At 48.1% G+C, this 23,650-nt stretch carries 21 protein-coding genes; 1 reads left to right on the top strand and 20 read right to left on the bottom strand.

The window, feature by feature from the left end; all coding sequences use genetic code 11:
- Positions 1-9: 9 nt before the first annotated feature.
- The 18 genes from hpt to pth all read right to left on the bottom strand — a co-directional run bounded on the left by hpt (position 10) and on the right by pth (position 20,611).
- The gene (gene hpt, locus MKY97_RS00285; protein WP_342553615.1) at positions 10-549 is read right to left on the bottom strand and encodes a hypoxanthine phosphoribosyltransferase; all 540 of its coding nucleotides are present in this window, start codon (positions 547-549) and stop codon (positions 10-12) included.
- Positions 550-601: 52 nt separating this feature from the next.
- On the bottom strand, positions 602-2,041 hold the full coding sequence (tilS, locus tag MKY97_RS00280) for a tRNA lysidine(34) synthetase TilS (RefSeq protein ID WP_342553614.1): 1,440 nt from the start codon (positions 2,039-2,041) through the stop codon (positions 602-604).
- Positions 2,042-2,084: 43 nt separating this feature from the next.
- Complete coding sequence (locus MKY97_RS00275; protein ID WP_342553613.1) at positions 2,085-3,032, bottom strand: protein kinase; 948 nt, start codon at positions 3,030-3,032, stop codon at positions 2,085-2,087.
- Positions 3,016-3,768: a VWA domain-containing protein gene (locus tag MKY97_RS00270; RefSeq protein WP_342553612.1), complete on the bottom strand. Its 753-nt coding sequence runs from the start codon at positions 3,766-3,768 to the stop codon at positions 3,016-3,018. Before MKY97_RS00270 ends, MKY97_RS00275 begins: the two co-directional genes overlap by 17 nt.
- Positions 3,769-3,875: 107 nt before the next feature.
- Positions 3,876-6,383, bottom strand: coding sequence for a stage II sporulation protein E (gene spoIIE, locus MKY97_RS00265; protein ID WP_342553611.1), 2,508 nt, complete (start codon positions 6,381-6,383; stop codon positions 3,876-3,878).
- Between the two features lie 498 nt (positions 6,384-6,881).
- Positions 6,882-7,406: a S1 domain-containing RNA-binding protein gene (locus MKY97_RS00260; RefSeq protein ID WP_056697430.1), complete on the bottom strand. Its 525-nt coding sequence runs from the start codon at positions 7,404-7,406 to the stop codon at positions 6,882-6,884.
- Between the two features lie 197 nt (positions 7,407-7,603).
- On the bottom strand, positions 7,604-7,939 hold the full coding sequence (locus MKY97_RS00255; RefSeq protein WP_342553610.1) for a septum formation initiator family protein: 336 nt from the start codon (positions 7,937-7,939) through the stop codon (positions 7,604-7,606).
- A complete protein-coding gene (gene yabQ, locus MKY97_RS00250; RefSeq protein ID WP_342553609.1) occupies positions 7,932-8,522 on the bottom strand; it encodes a spore cortex biosynthesis protein YabQ in 591 nt (196 codons plus the stop codon). Before yabQ ends, MKY97_RS00255 begins: the two co-directional genes overlap by 8 nt.
- A complete protein-coding gene (yabP, locus tag MKY97_RS00245; RefSeq protein WP_342553608.1) occupies positions 8,519-8,803 on the bottom strand; it encodes a sporulation protein YabP in 285 nt (94 codons plus the stop codon). Before yabP ends, yabQ begins: the two co-directional genes overlap by 4 nt.
- 173 nt (positions 8,804-8,976) lie before the next feature.
- Positions 8,977-9,255 (bottom strand): RNA-binding S4 domain-containing protein, encoded by a 279-nt coding sequence (locus tag MKY97_RS00240; protein WP_090924618.1) that lies wholly within the window; start codon positions 9,253-9,255, stop codon positions 8,977-8,979.
- Entirely contained in the window at positions 9,255-9,527 is a 273-nt protein-coding gene (locus tag MKY97_RS00235; protein WP_090924617.1) for an HU family DNA-binding protein, read from the bottom strand. The genes MKY97_RS00240 and MKY97_RS00235 overlap by 1 nt, the downstream gene beginning before the upstream one ends.
- 304 nt (positions 9,528-9,831) lie before the next feature.
- Complete coding sequence (gene mazG, locus MKY97_RS00230; RefSeq protein ID WP_342553607.1) at positions 9,832-11,325, bottom strand: nucleoside triphosphate pyrophosphohydrolase; 1,494 nt, start codon at positions 11,323-11,325, stop codon at positions 9,832-9,834.
- Between the two features lie 275 nt (positions 11,326-11,600).
- Complete coding sequence (locus MKY97_RS00225) at positions 11,601-13,442, bottom strand: polysaccharide biosynthesis protein (protein ID WP_342553606.1); 1,842 nt, start codon at positions 13,440-13,442, stop codon at positions 11,601-11,603.
- A 426-nt stretch (positions 13,443-13,868) separates the two neighbouring features.
- Entirely contained in the window at positions 13,869-14,411 is a 543-nt protein-coding gene (spoVT, locus tag MKY97_RS00220; protein WP_342553605.1) for a stage V sporulation protein T, read from the bottom strand.
- Positions 14,412-14,741: 330 nt separating this feature from the next.
- Entirely contained in the window at positions 14,742-15,887 is a 1,146-nt protein-coding gene (locus MKY97_RS00215) for a peptidylprolyl isomerase (protein ID WP_342553604.1), read from the bottom strand.
- On the bottom strand, positions 15,871-19,398 hold the full coding sequence (mfd, locus tag MKY97_RS00210) for a transcription-repair coupling factor (protein ID WP_342553603.1): 3,528 nt from the start codon (positions 19,396-19,398) through the stop codon (positions 15,871-15,873). The genes MKY97_RS00215 and mfd overlap by 17 nt, the downstream gene beginning before the upstream one ends.
- 325 nt (positions 19,399-19,723) lie before the next feature.
- Positions 19,724-19,954 (bottom strand): anti-sigma-F factor Fin family protein, encoded by a 231-nt coding sequence (locus MKY97_RS00205; RefSeq protein ID WP_342553602.1) that lies wholly within the window; start codon positions 19,952-19,954, stop codon positions 19,724-19,726.
- 96 nt (positions 19,955-20,050) lie between these two features.
- Complete coding sequence (gene pth, locus MKY97_RS00200; protein WP_342553601.1) at positions 20,051-20,611, bottom strand: aminoacyl-tRNA hydrolase; 561 nt, start codon at positions 20,609-20,611, stop codon at positions 20,051-20,053.
- 115 nt (positions 20,612-20,726) lie between these two features.
- Here pth and MKY97_RS00195 point away from each other — a divergent pair, with 115 nt between their 5' ends.
- Complete coding sequence (locus tag MKY97_RS00195) at positions 20,727-20,927, top strand: hypothetical protein (protein ID WP_342553600.1); 201 nt, start codon at positions 20,727-20,729, stop codon at positions 20,925-20,927.
- 107 nt (positions 20,928-21,034) lie between these two features.
- Here the strand turns inward: MKY97_RS00195 and MKY97_RS00190 are convergent, their stop codons facing one another.
- Both MKY97_RS00190 and glmU read right to left on the bottom strand, forming a co-directional pair.
- On the bottom strand, positions 21,035-21,988 hold the full coding sequence (locus MKY97_RS00190; protein ID WP_017691370.1) for a ribose-phosphate diphosphokinase: 954 nt from the start codon (positions 21,986-21,988) through the stop codon (positions 21,035-21,037).
- A gap of 98 nt (positions 21,989-22,086) precedes the next feature.
- The gene (glmU, locus tag MKY97_RS00185) at positions 22,087-23,487 is read right to left on the bottom strand and encodes a bifunctional UDP-N-acetylglucosamine diphosphorylase/glucosamine-1-phosphate N-acetyltransferase GlmU (RefSeq protein WP_342553599.1); all 1,401 of its coding nucleotides are present in this window, start codon (positions 23,485-23,487) and stop codon (positions 22,087-22,089) included.
- Positions 23,488-23,650 lie beyond the last annotated feature (163 nt).

The following is a 23,650-nucleotide window of genomic DNA, read 5'->3' as shown; positions in this document are numbered from 1 at the left end:
TGCATGAAATCAGCTTGTGTAGATCTCGGGTTTCAGAATCCCGATGTATGGCAGGTTCCGGTAGTGTTCGGCATAATCCAAACCGTATCCAACGATGAATGCATCAGGAATGTCAAAGCCTGTATAATGGGCTTCCAATTCCACCTTACGGCCTGATGGCTTATCGAACAGAGTAACTACACGTACCGTTTCAGCTCCGCGGTTCTCCAAAAGCTCAATCAAATAGCTGAGGGTAAGTCCACTGTCGATAATATCTTCGACAATCAGAACTTCACGTCCTTCAACAGATACATCCAAATCCTTAATGATTTTGACAACACCGGATGACTTGGTAGAAGCACCGTAACTGGATACGGCCATAAAATCCATCTCAACCGGTACCGTTATGTTTTTAACCAAATCAGCCATAAATATAAACGCACCTTTGAGCACGCAAATGACCAAAGGATTCCGGTTAGCGTAATCGGCACTTAGTGCTGCGCCTAATTCCTTGACTTTACTCTGAATTTCTTCTTCACTGATCAATACTTCCTGAATGTCGTTCTGCAACTGTGCGAACCTCCTAAGTTATACTATGAAAGCCTTACCTGAACCATACCCACTACCCCTGAATCGCTGAATCGCCTACAGTCATGTACAGGATTGCGGAAGTACTCTCCCTTACAGGAGCTGCATCGGACCGGCGAACACCCGGTAACCAGATCACATTGCCTGCTCCATCACACACCACAGGAATGCGGGGTCTGACAGATGGGGGAATTTTCTCATCGATGAAAATATTTTTCACCTTTTTGCTTCCGTTTAATCCCATTACTTTCATGGTATCTCCAGGTAACCGTGAACGTACAACCAGCGGCATCAAGAGTTGATCCGCATCAAACGCAGCTTGATCCGCCGATTCCGGTACATGATAGTTCTCGGGACTCATCGGCATCAACCGGATATACCGGTTAATTTCGGTGAGTGAAAGCTCATAAGTTCCGCTCCATTGTGCAAGACGATACTCGTAAGATTGATCCTGTACGCCTGTACGTATCCCAAACGAGATCAGATCATACTCCCGGGTACAAGTCAGTGTCTGTCCCATATCCAGACTCCAGGTCGTCACCTCGGCATCCATGACCTTGCGCCGAATAGTTTCGATACGGGTAAAGTCGACAAAATCACTGTCCAAAGGCAGATAATTCAATATTAGTTTAATCAACCTTCGTTGTAAAGCGACATGTAACTTCAAGAAGGAAGGCACCTCAAAGGTCTGCCTTCCGCCGTTCACCTGCACTAGACACCTGTATGTGTCGTAAGTACTCTGCTCCAAGAAATCGTCTTCTTCACCCACAATTTCGGCAAGTCGATTCAGTGACGGCGTGAGTTGTCCATTATATTGCCCCAAAAAAGGAAGCACATCCAAACGAATCGCGTTACGCCGATATTTGCGCTGTTCGTTGCTTTCATCAAGAAAGTACGTAAACCCCTGTGTATTACAAGCTTCTACAAGGTCCGTCTTGTTTATACGAAGGCATGGGCGAATAAGTTCCACATTTTTTTCACGGCGTTTGAACTTCATGCCTGCAAGCCCCGAAAGCCCGCTGCCTCGCAGTAAATGAAGCATAACCGTCTCTGCCTGATCATCGGCATGATGTGCCAAGGCAATGCTTGCTGCACCATATTTCTCAGCCACCTCATGCAAAAAAGCGTATCGCCGATTACGTGCTGCCTCCTGTGGGCTCTGGCCTGTCTGTTTCATATAGGACGGTATGTCGACTTTGACCCATTCAAACGGAAGGCCGAGCTGGCCTGCCAAGGCCATCATCTGACGAGCCTCTTCATCCGATGCAGCGCGAAATCCATGATGCACATGGGCGCAGATCAATTCAAGCGGCATATGATGCCTGCTGATCTCGTGCATAATATGCAAAAAAGCTACCGAATCCGGCCCGCCTGACACAGCGATGACAATCCGGTCTCCGGGAACCCATAACTGATGCTCTTCCGCTGCATCCAGTACGTTATCCACCAGTGTATCCCAGCGTAAAGCTTCCATACCTGTTCCTCATTCCTAGCATTATGTATATGCACGCTCACGATCAAAAACGCAGTGCATAGATGACAACCCCAATAAGTAAAATAACCGACAAAGCAAATGCATTTTTAAGCCATCGCGGTGTGCGTCTTCGAGAACGGCGGCGCATCGGTACGGGCCGTGCCATCAATTCCTTCCACGCTTTTGCCGCAGCATCTGCATCCTTAAACTGACTTTGGAGAGCTCTGGTGATCCAGTGACGAAAAGGTTCCATTCTCTCACTACGTTCAGCCAGCCGCACAAGCTGACTAACATTCCGCAGCTGGGGCAATCCATCAGCAGCCAGAGACTTCAGAGCATCACCTTCCAGAATATGAATCAGCAGCAGTGCAAAGGCAAACACATCATATGAAGCATCTGCGGTTCGACTTCCTGCATTCCAGTACCCGCGATCATACCATTCCGTAAACTGTTTAACACTGCGCCCAATAGATGTTACCCCGCCATAATCAATCAGCTCAACATGCCCGTAATCTGATACCAGTACATTCTGAGGTTTGAGGTCTCCAAACACCCAGCCTGCCTGATGTAATTGGGCAAGTTTCTGCAGCAGTCTTAGTCCGACCAGCAATGTCCAGTCTGTTCCCTGGCGTCGAATAAAGTGATGAAGTGCCTCACCTTGAACATAACGCATCACATAAAAAGGAATGTCTCGGCCTCGAACGGCATAATCATCCACATCTTTAAGATAAGAAGGTATGCCGCTCTGCCGAAGGGCTTCATGATTACGCTGTAACTGAAACGATTTGAGCACATTGATCTCAGACTGCAGATCGATGGGGTCAAACCCCATTTTGAGCGCATATTGTTTGCCATTCTCTCCACGCTGGACAAGAAAAACAACCCCATTAGCGCCTCTGCCCAGCAGCTTTCGAATCGTATATCGGCTTCGATTCCATTTCCCTGTAATCACAGTTCCTGGTGGGAAAGAGGCATCAGACAACGTTGTCACCGAGCATCCCTTCTCTTTCAATGCGATAGTTCCCTTCTATTTCCTGCTGTTCCTCCAGTGTACCATAACGGTAAAAATCAATCACCTTCTGAATTGCAGGACCTGTCGGCGTTGCCCCCTTCGTCTGCAGCCGTCCAAATAAGGAACGAACACGTCCCGGATCATCGGTCCAGTCGATGTCCATTACCGCATCCTCTCCGCTGTGGCGGCCTGGAAAATGAAATACAGATAAGCGGCTCTTGCCTACTCTTGCCTGCAGACTTAACATCAGATCCCGTATGCCTTCTTCTACAGCTGCCAGTTTTGGTTTCATACTTGCACTGACGTCAATGAGCAGCGTGACCTGCAGGGCAGCCGTTTCCGTCATGTTATCCATAACTTCCACGACCTGTGATCGCTGTGAAGGCTCCAGATCGATTACAGTTTTTGGTCCCTTCTCCCCCAAAATTTGTGTTAACTCTCTATTAACCGCCTGCTGAATCGTCTGAACCACTGTTTTTCTTGTCATCATCTGCATCGTATGGGCAAGCTGTCTTGTGCCTACAATTTGGCTGATTCCCCCTCCGGCTCTGGCAATATCCTCAATCTCCCTGCTGCCCAGCTCCCCAATCGTTCCATAATCGATGACACCCACTACATTGACTGTAATGCCCTCTTCCCTCGCCTCAGCCGCTGCCAGTACCGGACTTACTCCCACATTGGAACAACCGTCGGTAATCAACAAAATTTGCTTCATCCGATATCCCTCCGTTATTCGTACTCTCCAACTCTATGACTAGCATTGCCAGATTGAAGAGAGTTCAAACGGATTTCGAGGAAGGATTTGGTCAATGCTGCCCCGCCCTAACTTACAGTACGAGGACGTTCCATACGGCTAATGCCAGGCATATGCAGGGTTGCCCATTCCGGGCGATAGTGTTCAACTTTGCCAACCACGACAGTCATGTCATCCAGAATCTCGTGCTGCTGGTACCGGATCACACTTTCGAGTAGGCAGTCAGCCAGTTCCTGCGGATCCTTCGTGTCAATCTCCTGAATGAGTCGTTTCATCCACAACTCTTTATTTACCGCATATCCTGGAGCATCATAGATGCCGTCTGTCATCATAATCAAAATATCACCTGGCTGCAGCTGCAGTGTCACCAGATCCACCTCAATATCTTTAATGATGCCGATCGGCAGATTGCTCGCCGAAACCTGGATAACCTCCTGTCCGCGTTTAATAAAGCTCGGGGTTGAACCAATTTTCATAAAGGTTGTCTCTGCCGTATATTCATCAATCAGTGCCATATCTACTGTGGCATACATCTCCTCTGGAGAACGCAGCATCAGTACTGAATTGACTGATTTAATTGCCAGTTTCTCATCCATACCTGATTGAAGCAGCTGCTCCAGAATGTTGAGTGCAGCGCTGCTTTCCATGCGAGCACGCTCACCGTTCCCCATTCCATCGCTAAGTGCGACCGCAAATGTACCATTCCCCAGTTCCACGGTGCTGAAGCTGTCGCCTGACATCACATCTCCTCCCTTGGCAGCAGCAGCTACACCTGTAGTGACTTCAAACGTCTTTGCCGATCCAAACGTCACTGTTGCCAGCCCCTGGCGAGGGTCAGTCATCGTCTCATGCAGTACAGCAATATGCTCATCAAGCACATTAGAGATCAGCGGAGCGATCATTTTACGGCATTCATCAAACCCTCTGGTGTATGCATGTACGATTTCAATCTCTACATTACCCGCTTCCAGATTGATAATTTCAATGGAATGAATGGATAGGCCAAGTGACTCCAGTGCATCCCGAATCTGTTCCTCCTGCTGTACCATCTCCTCACTTTCACGTTGAATTTCTTTGGCCAGATCCTCCATCACCTGAGATACTCCTGACAGCTGTTCCGCAACGAGCTGCCGGCTGTCAATAATCTGGCGTTTCCACTGCATATTATGCTGATGCAGCCCATATTGAGCACGCATGACCTCAAGTACCTCTTCCGGCTTGGCACATACTCTGTTCCATTCCACCGGAATCTCTTTGCCGGTTATCTCCGGGTTCGCCTCAATTGAACTCATAACATCGGTCATGTAGCTGTAAGTCTGAATAAACTTTGCATCCCAGCACTGCGCTCGTTTGAAACAGCCTGCACAGGTACCCTCAGCAACCGCATTCATGAAATGGTCCATTCCGCCCTCTTTATGCACCGGCTCCCCCGTACCGGACATCTGGTCAAAGCTGCGTGATAACTGACGGAAAACCTGTGAGAAACGTGTAACTCGTTCTGCTGTAATATCACGAATGCGTTTCGCATATTCATGCTGGGATTTGGTATGATCCTGTGTACCAGGAACATATTTGGAGATCGCGGCAAGCATGCTCTTAGGTGTTAACATAAACAGCACAATGGCTGCACATGTTTCCCACAGGGAGTTCATCACGTCACCCGGGCCGCCCAGGTAAATGGAAAGAATAGACGAGCCCAGCAGCATCCCGAGTGCGACTGCCAAACGTTTTCCTTCACGAAGCATGCCTGCCAGCATCCCGGCAAAAGCAAGCAGGCTCATCTGATATACTGCCGACATATCAGCCAGACTCAGAATTAACCCTGTAATCACACCAACCGATGCACCCAAAGGAGCCCCACCTACCAGAGCAAAAATCAGAATAAGGTATCGGGATAACATATGTTCCACGGATAACGACTGAATGGTCCATCCTACCGCACCGGTCATCACGGATGCCAGCAGAATGATTAGGCATAGGATCTCCTCGTTCTTTAGGTTGAACTTTTTTTTGCGGTACGTAAAAATCGGAATGGCCTGAATGAATACCAGGGTCAGCACAAAGCTCAGCACCGAATCCATCGTCAGCATCAGTATGGCGTACCAGCTGAACGAAGGACCAATAACAACGGCGAACAGCTTTACCATAAAAGTTGTCGTAAACACCATCATTGGTGCATAAGATAATTCAGCGCGATCATAAGACTCCAGCCCTCGGAACAGAAGATAGAAGATAGCGATCTCGGAGGCTACAATTAGTGAGACTGGAAACGGAGCAAAGAGACTTCCTGCGAGCAGTGCGGCACCAACCGGAATAATGTAATCCCTGCGCATAAAGGCGATGACGGCGAAGTATGCAATGGCAAAAGGAGATAATTCATTCAGAATCATCGCCTTACCCAGTAAAAAGCCCATAAAGGTAAGCAGCAGTACCCATTTGCGCGAAGCTACCGCCTGGACAGCCTTGCGGGAACCCAGCCATTGTTTCAGACGTCCTGACAGCTCCTCCCGAGCTGCAGCACCTCCTTTACCTGCTTTCATCCCCGGAAATTGAATGACATTCCACTTCTCCATCATGCTCAAGGCACCCCATTCGATTATTTGATTTCGTGTTTCGTTCTCGATGGTTCTGATTATAGATAGAAGAGAAGACGTAGTTTGTCAGAATAGCTGGACGAGCTGCAAAAATTTTACGACAAAAGAAACAACCACGGCGCGGCGGTGTAAAACCCTCGGCCTTATTACGGTTTCCCTCTTTTTAAAAATAGACGGGGAGTAGAGGATATGTCTGATTTTGAACGAGGAGCCAGACCATATCGTCACAATCTGAGCAGGATAACTGGGGAATGCCACGGAAACCTGTCGGTAAAAAATGGAAGACGACAAATGTTCTTATTATTCCGTTTGGCGGCATATATTGCGAAGAGATTATGTCGTGATGTACCTAAAAATCCACACCTCTCTGATGTTTCGTCGAATGTGAAAGTGATATAAATACTCAAAAGAATGCACAAAAAAACCGTTAGCCTCTTGGCTAACGGTTTTACTTATATATTCAAATCAGGTTGAAACAGATTACACACGCTTGGCGCCGCGGCCGCCGCGTTTGCCTTCTGTATTCTTCTTGAGCGAAGAGATCCGTTCTTCGCTGTCTTTCAGGAAGCGTGACATTTTATCCTCAAATGAAGGTTTGCCTGCTGCGGGCTTGAAAGAACGGCCTCCGCGGTCACGGTTAAATCCACCGCCGCCACCACGACCTTGGCCACCACTTGGGCCTCCGCCGCTGAATCGTTCGCGATCTCCTCCACTGCGTTCCGGTCTAGGAGCTCTCGGGGGTCTGGATTGTGTCTGCTGCTCTACCGGTTTGTCAACAGCCTGTTTGATGGAAAGTCCGATCTTGCCGTCCTTGTCAACGTTGATAACCTTAACTGTAACTTGGTCATTCAGCTTCAGGTGGTCGTTGACATCTTTGACGTAATTGTCGGCGATTTCCGAGATGTGAACGAGACCCGTGACACCTCCTGACAGATCCACAAATGCTCCAAAATGCGTGATTCCTGTCACCTTGCCCTCTAACTTGGTGCCCACTTCAATTGCCATAGAATAAAATGATCCTCCCTTAAAAATATACAACCCGATTTTTTGATTGCCAAAATCATGCTGTGCTACTTGTAATTATACCTTATGCCATAAACCAAGGTCAACTAAGCACAGGCCCAATAGAGAGCCTATTTTTTCCGGTTTATGTGCGTAAGACGCTGGAAAACGAACCTTGCTCAGCAATAGGCTGTATTCCACTAGTTCCCTGAGCCTTCAACCTGAATAGGTGTTTCCTCAGGCAGATAATATCCCTTTTTTCGTGCCAGCTGTCCTATGTATTCAGGGTCCTTCAACCGGCTGACCTCATACTTCAGCTGCTCCAGCTGTTTCTGCGTATCCTGCTTTGAAGTCTGCTGTGCGGCCAGATAAGAACTCTTGTCCGAAATTTGCGCATTCTGTACAAGAAACGTATACCCTGCCCAGATCGCAAAAACGGAAACAAATGTCAGCCAAAGCATCAGGCGCCTTCGTGCACCGGCAGATTTACCCTGATTAACTGGACCTTTCGTTCTGCCCACAGGTGTTCTACTCATTCCCCGGACCTCCTTGAAACCAGCGTTTCCATATCGCTGCAATTCTTGTACCCGCTTGGATCATCCACCCAGGCGTTACCCAATATCTCAGGAGCGGCCTAAACATCCAGCGGAGCAATTTGCCGAAAGGGAGTAAACATTGCAGCACCAACTTGCCTAGGAATATTAGTATCGCAAGGATGAAACCGAATAATACGCGGATCAATCTGTATATTCCCTTCGCCGGCACAACAATCAGGATGTTAAGGATATGTCCACACCACTGAATCAGTGTTCTTGCGAGTTTAATTAACATTACCACAAAACGCTGGGTTGTAACACTTAAAAGCCAAAAATAGAAGCAAACCCCGATAATCAGCCCCAAAAAGACATAAAACCGCAGCTGTCCTTGATTTCCGGCATACAGCATCCGAAAAACGAACAGCGCGGAGGCGACCCAGTACAGCAGGTCAAGTGTATGGATGCTCCACCTCGGAAACTGCAGCTGCCCGGACAGTACCCGGTAACTGTCGTAGGCTGCGCCCATCACAACTCCCGATAGAAGCATCCAGGTCAGTGTGATCCACTGCGCATCCAGAATCATCGGAACATCTTGCCAAACAGGCCTTTGCTATTTTTGGACTGGGAACCGGGGTCCAAATATTGAAGTGAACTAACCGTACCCTCAATGGATAAAAGACCTTCCTCCAGGCTCAGGTTTTTGATATGTAAATTATGCCCTCGGATCGTCAGATGCCCAAGTTCGGTTTGAAGCAGAAACTCCTCACTGTCAAAGCTCTCCACATTGGAGACTCCCGTCAGGTCCAGCAGTTTCCGATTTTGCATATTCAGATGGTGCTGTTTGGTCTTTCCGTGCTCAACCATGGCATGTACCCCTCCTTCTTTAGTACCTAGCATATGGACGAGAAACCAAGATTAGAACTTCCGGCTGACGGATCTATTATTTCTCTCTGAATACAGCATAAAAAAACGCCCTCCCTTAATCGGGAAGGCGCTTCATTTAATGATATCTAGATAAAAATGTATCGGAAGAACTGTTACCAGTCCATCCCGTTATCCTTGGCGATCGGCTCTTCCTTAACCAAGGTATAGAGGCTGCTCGCCTCATCCTTCTTGGTGCTCTCGGCAAGACGCTCTACCTTAACAGTGACGAGCTTCTGACCGAACTGAACCGTGAGCTCATCGCCAACCTTAACAGCAGCGCTGGGCTTGGCTTCCCGTCCGTTCACCAGAACACGTCCCTGTTCGGAAACGTCTTTGGCTACCGTACGGCGTTTGATCAGCCGAGATACCTTCAGGAATTTATCAAGACGCATTATTTTACAGCTTCTTTAAGTTTGTTACCTGCTTTGAATGCAGGAACAGTGGACTCAGGAATCACGATCTCATTCCCTGTTTGCGGGTTGCGTCCGGTACGACCGGAACGTTTGCGGGTCTCAAAAGTGCCAAAGCCGATCAATTGTACTTTGTCTCCGCTCGCAAGTGCATCTGTAATTTCTCCTAAAAAGCCATTCAATACGGACTCGACATCTTTCTTTGTCAAACCGCTTTTGTTTGAAATGTTGTTGATCAGGTCTGTTTTGTTCATGTTAAAAGCCTCCCAAATTGAAAAAAAAGTATCTGCGAGCCCTGGCTTTCATCCTTTAACCAAGTCATTTCTCGCAAGGTTACTACACATGTATTCTGGCTTGCATGCTGAATTCCTGCCTTGACCTGCGACTTTTTTTAGCTTTTGCCGCTGCACTGCAGTGAGTCATCTAAGTCCAGTACCCGAAACGATATCTCATTAAACACCAGACTCCAAGCGTTTATGAACACATGTTCGTATCATCATAACATACTGTCCAGCCTGATGGAATAAGGCCTTTGGGTATTTTTACAAATCAGTAAAATTAAAGCCCTGCCTTCTTTGCCTGCTGCCAGAACTGCTCCATCTCTTCAACCGAACTTTCCGCAGGTGTTCTGCCCTGTTCACGCAGCCGATCCTCAATGTACTGGAACCTTGCCACAAACTTGCGGTTTGTCGCGGCAAGAGCCTCTTCCGGGTCTGTATCAATAAAGCGGGCCACATTGGCCGCAGCAAACAAGACATCACCGAGCTCCAGCTTACGTTCTTCCGCATCATGGCCCTGCTGCACTGCTTCTTTCAGTTCGGCCAGTTCTTCCTCAATCTTAGCAAAGACGCCCTCTACGTCATCCCAGTCAAAGCCAACTTTGGCTGCTTTCTTCTGAAGTTTATAACCTTTCATAAGTGCAGGCAAGTCGCGCGGCACGCCATCCAGTACAGATTTTTTCTGCACGTCCTCACCTTTGCGCCTTTTCTCCTCTGCCTTCATCTGTTCCCAGTTCTGCAGGGCTTCATTCGCATCTTCAGCCTGATTCTCGCCAAATACGTGCGGATGACGGAAGATCAGCTTGTCGTTCAGTCCCTCAATGACATCATAAACGTTGAATGTGCCGATCTCTTCCTCCATCTGAGAGTGCAGCATAATCTGCAGCAGCAGATCGCCCAGCTCTTCTTTCATATGATCTGGGTCATCCTCATCGATGGTTTCAATCACTTCGTATGTTTCTTCGATCAGGTTTTTACGAATGGACTGATGTGTCTGCTCCTGATCCCACGGACAGCCGCCTGGGCTTCGGAGAATATTCACAATCTCGTGCAGACGCGCGAAAGAGCGGCGGCGAAGCGCATCATCTGTATTTTTGGGTACATAAATCAACGAAAGGTTACCATAACCAGGGGTGCGGTCCAGTTCATGCAGCGGCACCTTATGAATGACTTCCTGCCCCTGCACACCGAGTGCATGGCCAACAAACACCGGATAATCATCCGGATAAACCTCCATCAAACACAGCTTCACATCCGAAGCCGTGAAACCATCGTAAACTTGTCCAATCAGCGTATGCAGCTGCGGCTGTACCAATTCAGGATTCAGACTGCTGGCATCCAGCAGTTGAAAACCTTCAATGGGATCAAAGCCAAGTCGGATAAAGGCCTCATCCAAGAAGCTCTCTCCACCCATGATCCGCAGGGAAATGCCCTGCTGCGGACAGCGTTCCTTCAGCAGACGTACACTCGCTTCCGCCACCATTGGATGGCCCGGGACAGCGTAGACTATCTCGGTACCTGCCTCCCCTTTACGAGCAGCCTCAATCAATTGGTTGGCAATCTCATCGTAAACCTCGGGAAAGGAGGCTTTTGCCTCATAGATGGCGTCAAAAGACGTCATTTCCAGTCCCTCCTGCTTCAGATCAGTTAATACGGGATGATCCAATGTGCGCACATACAATACAGCCGCATGTTTCATTTTTTTAATAATACCTAATGTCAGTTGGTCTGCATCACCAGACCCCAGACCTACTATTGTCAAAGCTGCACTCATTGCGCTTAAACCTCCATCCGAATCATCCTGCCCTTAAGGCTGCCTCACCATACAGCACAAAAAATCCCTATGTACATAAGAACCTTTTGCCTTATCTGGCAGGATGTCACTCTATAATTACACGTATTATACCAGATTCTGTCGCTATCCTATAATTGCCTTGGTTTAACGTCACAGGTTCATCGCAGCCTGCTGCGAAATTTGTACTTATCTGCAACAGCATGAATAGTTGATGCGAGCGACTATACGCCGCAGGCTCGCCTGTGGTGCTTGGGCTAGCGCAGCACAAGCAGTCTGCGCAGCAGCTTGGCCAGGCGCGGCCCCAGTTTCGGCAGGGCCGCCAGCTCTGCTGCGGTCAGCAGCCCCGTGCGGGCCGCGGCCACCACAAACACGGCTGCGCCTGCGGCTATGCCCAGCAGGCTCACGCCCATCGCAGCCAGCCGATGGGCAGCTGCGATGCCCAAGCCGCCGAGTACCGCTTCGGCGGCCAAGGCTGTGCCCAGCGCCGCCAGGCTCATGGCGGCGATCACCAGCGCCGGCTTTGCCAGGACGGCGCCAGGGGCAGGGCGCATGGCGGTGAGCCGCGCCAGCAGCGCCACATTCAGGCCAGCCGCCAGCATATAGGCGGCTGCACCTGCAAGAGCCGCGCCGCTGATGCCCAGCGCCGGCACAAACATCACGTTCAGCAGCGCCTTGACGCCTGCGGCGGCCAACATGCTGAACGCGGGAGCGCGCACGGCGCCGAGGCCCTGCAGCAGCGCCGCCGCAATAATGCTGACGGTGCTGCCTGCTGCCGTCAGCGCCATGTACCGCAATGCTTCGGTGCCTGCGGCATCCCCGTACAGCATGCGGTTAATCGGATCTGCCAGAACCGCAAGACCTGCGGATGCTGCCAGACCGATCAGCCAGAACCAGCGCAGCGCCAAGCCTGCCTGCTGCCTGACGGCTTCTGGCCCGCCCTTCAGACGCGCTTCGGCCATTGCCGGGATAAACAGCACCGATAGTGACGTGGCAAGCATCGTTACCAGCTGTACCAGCGGCAGGCCGCGGTTATAGATGCCGAACGATACCATCGTCTGCACCTCGTCCAGCCCTTCGCCGCGCAGCAGACGCGGAACCGTAAAGGTGTCCACCAGATTCATCAGGGGCACCGCGAGTGATCCAAGACACACTGGAATGGCATAAATCAGCAACGTGCGTATCCACTCCCCGTTAGAGCGCTTGACCTCCAAAGCTTGTACACCCTGCTCCAATGCATCTTTATGATGTACCTTTTCTTCGGGACTTGCTCTATACGTGCTTCCTATATTTCTTGAAGCATCCGTGGACTGTCTAGACTGGCTAATATCACCCGGCTGCTCCGGCTCAGCATACAAGACCTCTCCACGTACTTTCTCACTCTTGATCTCTCGCTCTTCTTCATGCCGCACCGCCCCATCGAACAGAAGCCTTGTCCGTTCATTCCGCCGATGTCGGTATACATATCCCAGCATCACCGCAAGTCCCGCACATCCTCCTGCGACAGAACCCAACATGGCACCAGCAGCGACCATTTCCAGCGAAGCATGCTGCTGAATCAGCCACAATAACACCACAATCATAACCGTAACCCGAACGGCCTGTTCAATCACTTGCGACATTGCTGTAGGCAGCATCTGCTGCATGCCCTGGAAGTAGCCGCGCAGGCCTGTCATCAGCGGCACAAATAACAAAGCTAAAGACGCTGCCCGGATGGAAGGGGCCACATGCTGATTGCCAATGAGGTCTGCGACCCAAGATGCACTGACGTACATCACTACCGCTGTGAACAGTCCAAGTCCCGCGAGCAGCAGTGATGATAATCGTATAATTCTGCGGCTCTCCTCGGGTCTGCCCAGTGCATGCTGCTCTGCTACAAATTTGGATACAGCTAACGGCAGTCCAGCTGCAGCCAGCGTAATAATAAGCATATATAGCGGATACACCGTATTGTAGATGCCAAAAACACCGTCTCCTCCGAGATTTTGCAGTGGAATCTTCTGAAAAGCACCAATGATTTTAGAGATAATGGCAGCAAGCCCAAGGATAAAAGCACCCTGCAGCAGCTTTGTGCCTGAAGACGAAGACGGCTGTTTCATATATTTCCTCCTATGCGTACCTTAGCATTCAGATGAAGCATAAGCTCCCTTTGCTATTATACTTGCCTGAAGATACACACACGAACTTCATTTGATCACATTTTGTGACCAAATCAAAGCCTCTTCCTATCTACCCCACTCTACGTAAGTTGGAATATTCTTTACACTTTAACGCAGAGGACAGAAAAACCTGAAAAAGCGGAGCGGTCGCCTGAAAGCTTTCTGCAAGAAAGCTCCATCGAAAGCCTAGGCTTCGCCTTTATCACCGGAGTTTCCCTTTTTAAAAACAAAAAATCCGGGGATAACCGCTGCTCTCCAGGTTATTCTGTCATCGGAGTACTTGTGTAAACACCTATAGTTCAACTTATATGTAAAAGCAAAAACTCCCGTATGCCCGGTTCAGGCCCACAGGAGTCCATCTGCTGTTTATTGTTCCATCTGCTTCCCAAGGAAACCTGCCGCCGTCTCAGCCATTTTGGTTTCCATCTGAGACATCTTCACGGATTCATCCTTGTTGAACATAATAACGGTTCCGATGGGATCACCACCAGAGATAATTGGCGCGATAACAAAAGAGGATAACGTCTCGTCATGATCTTTGCTAAGCTCATAGGTACCGTTTGCTGTTTCCATAATCGTCTTCCGATTTTCCATGCAGCTCTCCACAAGGCTTCCTACCTGTTTATCCAGGTACTCCTTCTTGGAACCACCTGCCACCGTGATAATGGTATCACGGTCAGAAATCATCGTCACATGACCTGTACTCTCATACAGGGATTCGGCATATTCTTTAGCAAAATCACCAAGCTCGCCAATCGGTGAATATTTTTTAAGAATAACTTCTCCGTCGCGGTCCACAAAAATTTCAAGCGGGTCCCCTTCACGAATACGTAACGTACGACGGATTTCTTTAGGAATGACCACACGACCCAGGTCATCTATACGGCGGACAATACCAGTAGCTTTCATTTGACATGTTGCCCCACTTTCTCGAGAAGATTTTTCAACTACTGTTCCTTATTGGGTAGAGGAAAGTCCCAGAACGTTTAGTGTGATTTCTTGACCATAGTATTCATCTGTTCCCATATCCTTATACATGCTTTGCAGAATATAGTTGATTATCTTTTACGAAAAGCAAACGTAAACAACACCACACTCATGTAAGCAAAACGAAGCAGCAGAAAGAACCGTAGTTCTTCCCGTGCTTCGTTAAGGTTGTCCATATAAATCGTGATCTAACCGTATGAGCAAACTCCTGAGGTTTCGCTGCAGCACCTGTCAGCATCACTGTTATATAAATTATTTACTGCTTGTACCTTCTTCGGTTTTTGCATCTTTGTCTGTTCCTGTTGTACCTTGATCAGTCTTCGTATCTGTACCTTTGGAATCTGTTTTGGATTCATCTGTTTTTGTGCCCTCTGTGCCAGTTCCCGTTGTACCTTCTTTAGTACCTTCCTCTTTTTTATCCGTTTTAGGAAGTTTTACTTCTTTGATGATTTTCTCCAGATCTTTTTGCATAAATGTATCGATTTGACCCGCAGCCAATTGGCTTTTCAGCGTTTCTTTTTGCTCAGCTGTTAACTTGGAGTAATCTGCATCTGTACGGGACTCCACTTTTATAATGTGATACCCAAACTGGGATTCCACTGGATCACTGATCTTATTGAGCGGCAATGTTTTCGCAGCTTCCTTGAAGGAATCTACCCAATTAGCTACCGGAGCATCTTTAAATAATCCTCCATCTGCAACAGAGTTGGTATCATCTGAATATTCTTTTACAACGGCAGCGAAATCAGCTCCACCATCAAGTTTTGCTTTTACTTCTTTTGCCAATTTCAGGGCATCTTCTTTTTTACGTTCTTTCTTGGTTTTTGAGTCGGTAAATCCAATTAAAACGTGACGTACAGAAGCCGTTGTAAACTGGTCTTTGTTTTTCTCAAATTCTGCCTTCATCGCGTCTTCTGTTACACCGGTTTCTTTATCTTTGATTACCGTCATAATACGGGTCATGTAGTCTTTAATGTTTTGATCTGTCAGGTTTTGTGTTTTCAGCATTTCCTTCCACTGGTCTTCCTTCACTTGAGCTTTCATCTTGTCGAATTGCTCTGCAGCTGTTTTGGCACCAGCGGTTTTTGCTTCATCACTTGCCTTGCCGCTCAAATATTCATAAGCAATCTCCTGCTTCACCAGGTATTCCTTGAAATCATCCATATCCATCATCTGCGCATATTCAGGATACAGGAATTTCATGACACGCTGCTCCATATCGAATTCATTCGCTGTAATTGTACCGCCATCATAAGTAGCGACTACAGCACTGTTATCTTTTGATTCCGGTGCTTTCGCTTCTTCCTTCTTGCCGCATGCAGCAAGCAGGGACAGGGACAGTACTGCCACCATACCTACAGACAGCACTTTTCCCACTTTTTTATACTTTGCTAACATCTTTTAGTTCCCCCTTTGATTTAAAAGCAGTTTTCATGGACTCCAGAAATTTTTCTACCAGCTCCATCAGCTGCTTATCCCCAAGCCCCCTGCCTTTGACATGAATCAGCATTTGGGGTCCTTGTTCAAATTGTACACGTCTTTCGAACTGATTTCCAATGTGTGCAATTTTAGAGAGTTCGAACGCATGCTCACGTCCTTCATAAAATTTCACAGTAAGGTCGTCTCCACGCTGAGTAATGGACTCAATTCCATAGATTTTCCCATACACTTTAAGGCGAGCCACCGCCATCAAATTGATTACAGCTTCAGGCAGATCACCGAACCGATCAACTAGTTCGTCTTCCAGTTCCATCGCATCTTCAAAGGATGCAATGACGGCTACCTTTTTATAAATCTCAATCTTCTGAATACTGTCATAAATATAATCTGATGGCAAGTAGGCATCCATACTCAGGTCGAGCGTTGTGTTCCATTGATCGGAAGGAACTGGCTCCTCACCAAGCATCGTCACTTTACGTTTGTTGATCTCCTCTGCCAGCATCTGTGAATACAGATCGAACCCGACGGAGGCAATAAAGCCGTGCTGCTCTGCTCCCAGCAGGTTGCCCGCCCCACGGATGGACAAGTCACGCATCGCGATTTTGAAACCTGAGCCGAGCTCGGTAAATTCTTTAATGGACTGCAGACGTTTCTCGGCAACTTCCGTCAGCACTTTATCCCGTTGGTACGTGAAATACGCGTAGGCAATCCGGTTTGACCGGCCTACCCGTCCACGCAGCTGGTACAATTGGGAAAGTCCCATTTTGTCCGCATCATGCACGATCAGTGTGTTTACATTCGGAATATCCACACCTGTCTCGATAATGCTGGTGCTCACCAGTACATCATACTCTCCGTCCAGGAAGTCGAGAATCGTCTTCTCCAGCTCGGTTTCTGTCATCTGACCGTGTCCTACGCCCACTTTGGCTTCCGGCACCAGCTCCGATATTTCAGCAGCCATCTCCTGAATGCCCTGCACTCGGTTGTAAAGATAATACACCTGACCGCCGCGGGCCAGCTCGCGTTCAATTGCTTCACGAACAAGCGCCTGACTGTGTTCCACCACATACGTCTGAACAGGGAAACGATTCTCGGGCGGTGTCTCAATAACCGACAGGTCACGTACCCCCAGCATGGACATGTGAAGTGTACGCGGAATCGGTGTTGCTGTAAGAGTTAACACGTCTACATTCGTTTTAAGTTTTTTGAGCTTTTCTTTATGTGTTACACCAAAACGCTGCTCCTCATCGACAATAAGCAGTCCCAGGTCTTTAAACACTAGATCCTGTGACAACAAGCGGTGTGTACCAATAACGATGTCCACTGTACCGGCTTTGATCCCTTTCGCTGTCTCATTCTGTTCCTTACGGGAACGGAATCGGCTAAGGACATGGATGTTAAACGGGTAACCAGAGAAACGCTCGCGGAATGTTTCATAGTGCTGCTGAGCCAAAATCGTGGTCGGAACCAGCACCGCCACCTGTTTGCCCTCAATTGCTGCTTTGAATGCAGCCCGAATAGCCACTTCTGTCTTACCGTATCCAACGTCTCCACACAATAAACGATCCATCGGACGGTTTTGTTCCATATCTTTTTTGATTTCTTCAATTGCACGCATCTGATCCCGTGTCTCATCGTAAGGGAACATATCTTCAAATTCCTGCTGCTCTGCGGAATCTTTATCGAATCCATAACCTTTGGACGTTTGACGTTCTGCATAAAGCTTGATCAGATCGTCAGCGATATCCTGAACGGATGAACGAACTTTATTTTTGACACGAGTCCATTCATTGCCGCCCAGCTTGTATATTTTCGGCTCTTTCTCTTCGGAACCGACATACTTTTGAATCAGGTCAATTTGTTCAATGGGAACAGACAATTTGTCGCCGCCTGCATACAGAATATGCATGTAGTCTTTGTGAATACCAGCGACTTCGAGCGTGCCAATTCCAAGGTATTTACCAATCCCGTGGTTTTGGTGAACAACGTAATCGCCCACTTTCAGTTCACTGTAGGATTTAATACGCTCGGCATTGTCGATGTTTCGAATCGGCTTGCGGGCTTTGCGCTGCTTCTGCGAGAACATCTCACCTTCCGTGATCACCGCCAAATGAATGGAAGGCATCTCGAAACCGGTCTGGAGGTTACCATTCAGCATCTCCGGCTCAGGGATGTCGTAATCCTGCAGTACACGACGCATCCGATCCATACGTTCTTCACCGTTCGCCAGCATCAGCACCTGAACTCCGGCCTTCTGCCAGCGTTCCATCTCGGCCTTGAGCACATTCATCTGTCCGTGGAAATCCTGCATACCCCGGCTGATAAAGTTCAGAATGTTCTGCGGCTGCGTATGCGGCACCTGACGCAGGAAGATCGACATAAAGATCGTCTGGAATGGACGTTCATAGAGCAGATCATCCCCATCCGCTGACAGCGGCAGATCTGGCAGTGTTTTTCCATTCTGCATCAGGTGCAGGTTCCATTCTGACTCATCTCGATCCAGCTGTTTGGATGTCTCCGACAGCCTCGCAGGCTCATCCATCACCAGAATTGTATCTTCCGGCATATAGTCGTATATCGTTTTATTTTCCGGATAAAGCGGGGAGATATATTTATACATCTCCGAGAAATAAACATGCTGACGCAGCAGCTCGACCTCTCGGTGCATCTCTTCGCGCAGACGCAGCTTCGCCTGACGATCTGTCATTTTCTCCAACTGCTGCTCAAGCAGAAGTGCTGCCGTATCGGCTGCCTTCTCCATACGTTCGCGATCAGCAATCAACTCTTTGCACGGCAGCACTGTAATTTCTTCTATCCGTTCAATGGAGCGCTGATCTGCCGGATCAAATGTGCGAATTGAATCGATTTCGTCATCAAATAACTCTATCCGGTAGGCAATTGATGAAGTTACTGGATAGAAGTCGATAATGCCTCCGCGTACGCTCATTTCACCCCGCGATTCAACGCGCTCCACACGCTCATAACCAAGCGTCACCATCTCCAGCAGGAATGAATCCAGCTGAAGCGTGCTGCCCTGCTTAATCTGAATATGTGCATTCGCCATCACTTCCGGCAGGGGGACATAACGTCTTACCCCGGAAAAAGGAATGACAACGACGCCCCTAAACCCTTGGGCGCAGCGAACCAATACTTCTATGCGTTGAGCAAGTGTCTCCGGACTGGATACCGCGGCCTCAGCCGCAACAAGTTCATTTGCTGGATAGATTAAAACCCGATCCGGTGAAAGCGCTTCCTGTAAATCTTCTGCCATTTTTTGTGCGGAAAACATGTTATGTGTCACAACGAGCAGTGGACGATCCATTTCCTGATGCAGTGCCGCCAGCATAATCTGGCGAGCCGAACCGGATAATCCCGAAACCAACTGCTCCTTCATGCCGGATTTAACCCCGGCTGTAATGGACGCAAAGTCCGGATCTTTGGAAAAAGCCTGTATGAGTGCTTGTAACAAAAGGGGCACCTCTCTTATAACTTTCTTGATTATTGCACGCATAAGCGCAGCATCTTTACGGACGTTGAAATTTTATAAATTGGATACTTATTCCTTTTTGTCCTGTTTCATCATAAAGGATTACTCAAAACATTGCCACATCTGTTCATGCAGCTCATCCTGAAGCCGGGTACATCCAGCTTGTTTTCGTTCCAACTGAAAAGAAGCCTCAGCAGGCTGCCAAGGCTATAAAAGGCGGACCACGGTATCTGCGGCCGCCCCATCTGTCATTTGTTCAAATGTTTGTAGATACGTCGCCACTGCTGGTCCGCAGCTTACGATGATATTACTGAAGCGGATTAGCAAGCAGGCTCAGCTCGGGATTGTGTTCCAGCGCTTCCTTACAGTAATCACATGTGATCCGAACGGTCACATCACCACCGGAATTATACGCTATTATATCCCTCCGCTCGTCGGGGGTCAAGAAATGAAAACCGAGCTGCGCTTCTGTGATTTTAGCCGAATCGATTCGTCCAATAAAGATACGGCAATGCCGACATACATAATTCACTGACATAGTTATGCCTCCTGAACATGGTTTATACATCCAGTATGCCCAGGTTGTCTGAATAAAAGTCGTCATATTAATCTTTTTTCCAGTGATACTGCCATATTAACCGTTGAATTTGGCCATAGTTTGCTCAAATGTATGTGTCAGGCTGTGCTCCAAAGCATCACATGTCTGCTCGATTGTCTGCTCCAGCGCTTCCTTTTCCTTCTTCATAAACGTAGACAAGACATAGTCCACAATGGCATGTCCCGGATCAGGCCGGGATATGCCCATACGAATTCGGTTAAACTGCTGTGTACCTGTATGCTGAATAATGGACTTGATTCCATTATGTCCACCTGCACTACCCTGGTAGCGCAAGCGAACTCTGCCAATCTCTGTATCCATATCGTCATATACGACAATTAGGTCCTCTAGACTGACTTTATAAAAGTCCATATACGCGCGAACTGATTCACCAGAAAGGTTCATATACGTCATCGGTTTAATCAGCACCGTTTTGACGCCGCCAATATTGCCTTCTCCGATTAATGCTTTGCATTTGTTCTGTGTGATCGAAATGTTATGGCGTTCTGCCATCCGATCCAGCGCCATAAAACCGATATTATGCCGGGTTTTGGCATAGTTCGAGCCTGGATTCCCAAGTCCGACAATCCACTTCATCTTATTCCCTCCTTCAGCCAGCTTAAGTTGAGGCATAGACTTCGAAAGTTATATTTCATATAATATCAGGAAAGTACGTATTGAACATTTATCATCCTAGGAAGGTGAGCGGGTTTTGCGCGAAGATAACGGACAGCTGACTCAACATAGTGACTTTATTTATCATCTGGAACATCACGTGCCTGTACAGGTATACGACCGTGACACCCATATCGAGATTGGCTTGGTTACCCGTTTCGATAGTCAATTTGTCGAAATTGCTGATACACTCTTTCACAGACGACGCTTTCGCTTTATTTCCCGCCCGGGTTATTGATGCGCTGGCGTCCTTTTTCATCCTGATTAAAAATGGCACGCCGACAGGGGTTACATTTTCCGTTCAACCGGAAGACGTAACCCCTCTACTACTTTATGCAGACATCCTTATTCAATTTCAAACAGCTTGCTGATTGACAATTCCTCATGAACACGGATGATGGCTTCCCCAAGCAGCGGCGCTACAGAAAGCACTTTAAGCTTGCTTGTTGGATTCGCATGTGTAATTGGAATCGTATCCGTTACGATGACTTCCTTCAATGGTGCATTCTCCAGACGTTCCATTGCAGGGCCAGACAATACCGGGTGAGTACAGCATGCATATACTTCTTTCACGCCGCCTTCCATCAAAGCATTAGCTCCCAGTACAATCGTTCCGGCAGTGTCAATGATGTCATCAATCAAAATCGCTGTTTTGCCTTCGATGTTACCGATAATATTCATGACTTCGCTCACATTTGGCTCAGGGCGACGTTTGTCGATGATCGCAAGCGGTGCATTCAGGAAATCAGCCAGTTTACGCGCACGAACCACACCACCGTGGTCAGGTGACACAACAACCGGATTTTCAATCTGTTTCGAGCGGAAGTATTGAGCCAGAATCGGCACACCCAGCAGATGATCGACTGGAATGTCGAAGAAACCTTGAATCTGCATAGCATGCAGGTCCATTGCAATAACACGAGTTGCGCCTGCTTTTTCAATCAGGTTAGCAACCAGCTTGGCTGTAATCGGGTCACGCGAACGCGCTTTGCGATCTTGACGTGCATAACCGTAATACGGAATAACCACGTTAATTGTTTTGGCCGATGCACGTTTCAATGCATCAATCATCACGAGCATTTCCATCAGGTTGTCATTAACCGGCAAGCAAGTTGACTGCACGATATAAACGTGACAGCCACGAACACTCTCGGAGAGTTTCACTTGAATCTCGCCATCACTAAAGCTGGTTGTATGAGATTCACCCATAGGAATCCCGATATAATCAGCAATTTGATGAGCAAGCTTGGGGTTAGAATTGCAAGTAAATATTTTTAATTTCGAGTCAAAATAAGTCATAAAATAAAAACCCTCCGTGCTGGTTCATTGGAATCTATAAGCGTCTGCGACATGTCGGCACCTCCCGGGAAGCGGGAGGTAATTCGTTATCAAAACCCTTATTCGGGTTTAGCATTTTGTTTCTTGGCTTTAGCACGTCCGCGGATTTTTTCCGCATAACCGGCTTTGTTCTCCTGGCGTGGACGAGCAATCGCCAGATCATTCTCAGGAACGGAATGTGTAACGGTGGAACCTGCAACGACATAAGCGCCTTTTCCAACCGTAATCGGAGCAATCAAATTGACATTACTGCCTACAAAGGCATCATCTTCAATGATTGTTACAGCCTTATTATATCCATCATAATTGACGGTTATTGCCCCGCATCCAACATTTACGTTCTTCCCTACCTGAGCATCCCCAATGTAGCTAAGATGGGACACTTTGGAACCTTCGTCAATTGTAGCATTTTTCACTTCAACAAAGTCACCAATTTTTACGCTGCGGCCTAACTTGGTGCCCGGGCGCAGATTGGCGAAAGGACCTACGGTTGCATCAGGGCCAACTTCTGCCTTGGACAGCACCGAATGTTTAATCACGGCACCATCTTGAATGATACTGTCTTCGATATCTGTATGAGGCCCGATATGACACCCTTCACCAATCGAAGTAGTACCTTTAAGAACGGTTCCCGGATACAATACTGTATCTGATCCAATCGTAACATCTGCCCCGATATATGTCGATGACGGATCGATGATGGTTACACCGTTCAACATATGACGGACAGCCAGACGTTCACGCATGTATGCCTCTGCCTGTGAAAGTGCAAGTCTGTCATTAACGCCAATAGACTCTGCAATATCATCAGACATGTATGCCTCAACAATCTCGCCCTCACTTTTGAAAATGCCAACCACATCTGTCAGATAATACTCACCCTGAGCATTCTGATTGGTTACCTTCTCCAATGCTGCAAACAGCTTCGCATTATCAAAGCAGTATGTGCCTGTATTGATTTCCTTCACAGCGTCTTCCTGTGGTGTGCAATCCTTCTGCTCCACGATCCGCTGTACAGAACCGTCTTCTCCGCGGATTACACGTCCATATCCCTTCGGATTATCGAGCTGAGCTGTGAGCACTGTTGCAGCTGCACCACTCTCCTCGTGAAGTTTCATCAGACCTTCCAGCGTTTCACTGGTAACGAGAGGTGTGTCACCACAAACTACAATTGTTGATCCAGTTTCACTGCCAAGCAGGGATTTAACTTGTTTTACAGCATGCCCTGTACCGAGCTGCTCTGCCTGAAGTGCGTATTCTGCTCTGGAACCTAAAAATGACTGCACCGCTTCGGCCCCATGTCCGACAACAACCACGCTGCGTTCAACACCTGCGCGAAGTGCTGCATCCAGCACATGTCCAACCATAGGTTTACCGCATACGGGATGCAGCACTTTGTACAATTTAGATTTCATTCGTTTGCCCTGCCCTGCGGCTAGAACAATTGCCATGCGTTTCAAAATTAACGACCTCCTGTTCTGAAAATCCCATTGAATGGTTTGCACATTTATATATCCAATGGGCATCGTTCAGCCGGCTCCATGCCGGTCTTGTTCATCGCCTGCTGTCTCTGTAATCACGCGTAACAACGAAATCAAGAACAATTCATGACCCGTTATATGA

The organism is Paenibacillus sp. FSL R7-0652, assembly GCF_038595045.1.
Classification (GTDB): domain Bacteria; phylum Bacillota; class Bacilli; order Paenibacillales; family Paenibacillaceae; genus Paenibacillus.
Note: the sequence above shows the minus strand (reverse complement) of the source record. Positions and strands in the feature narration are given on the sequence as shown.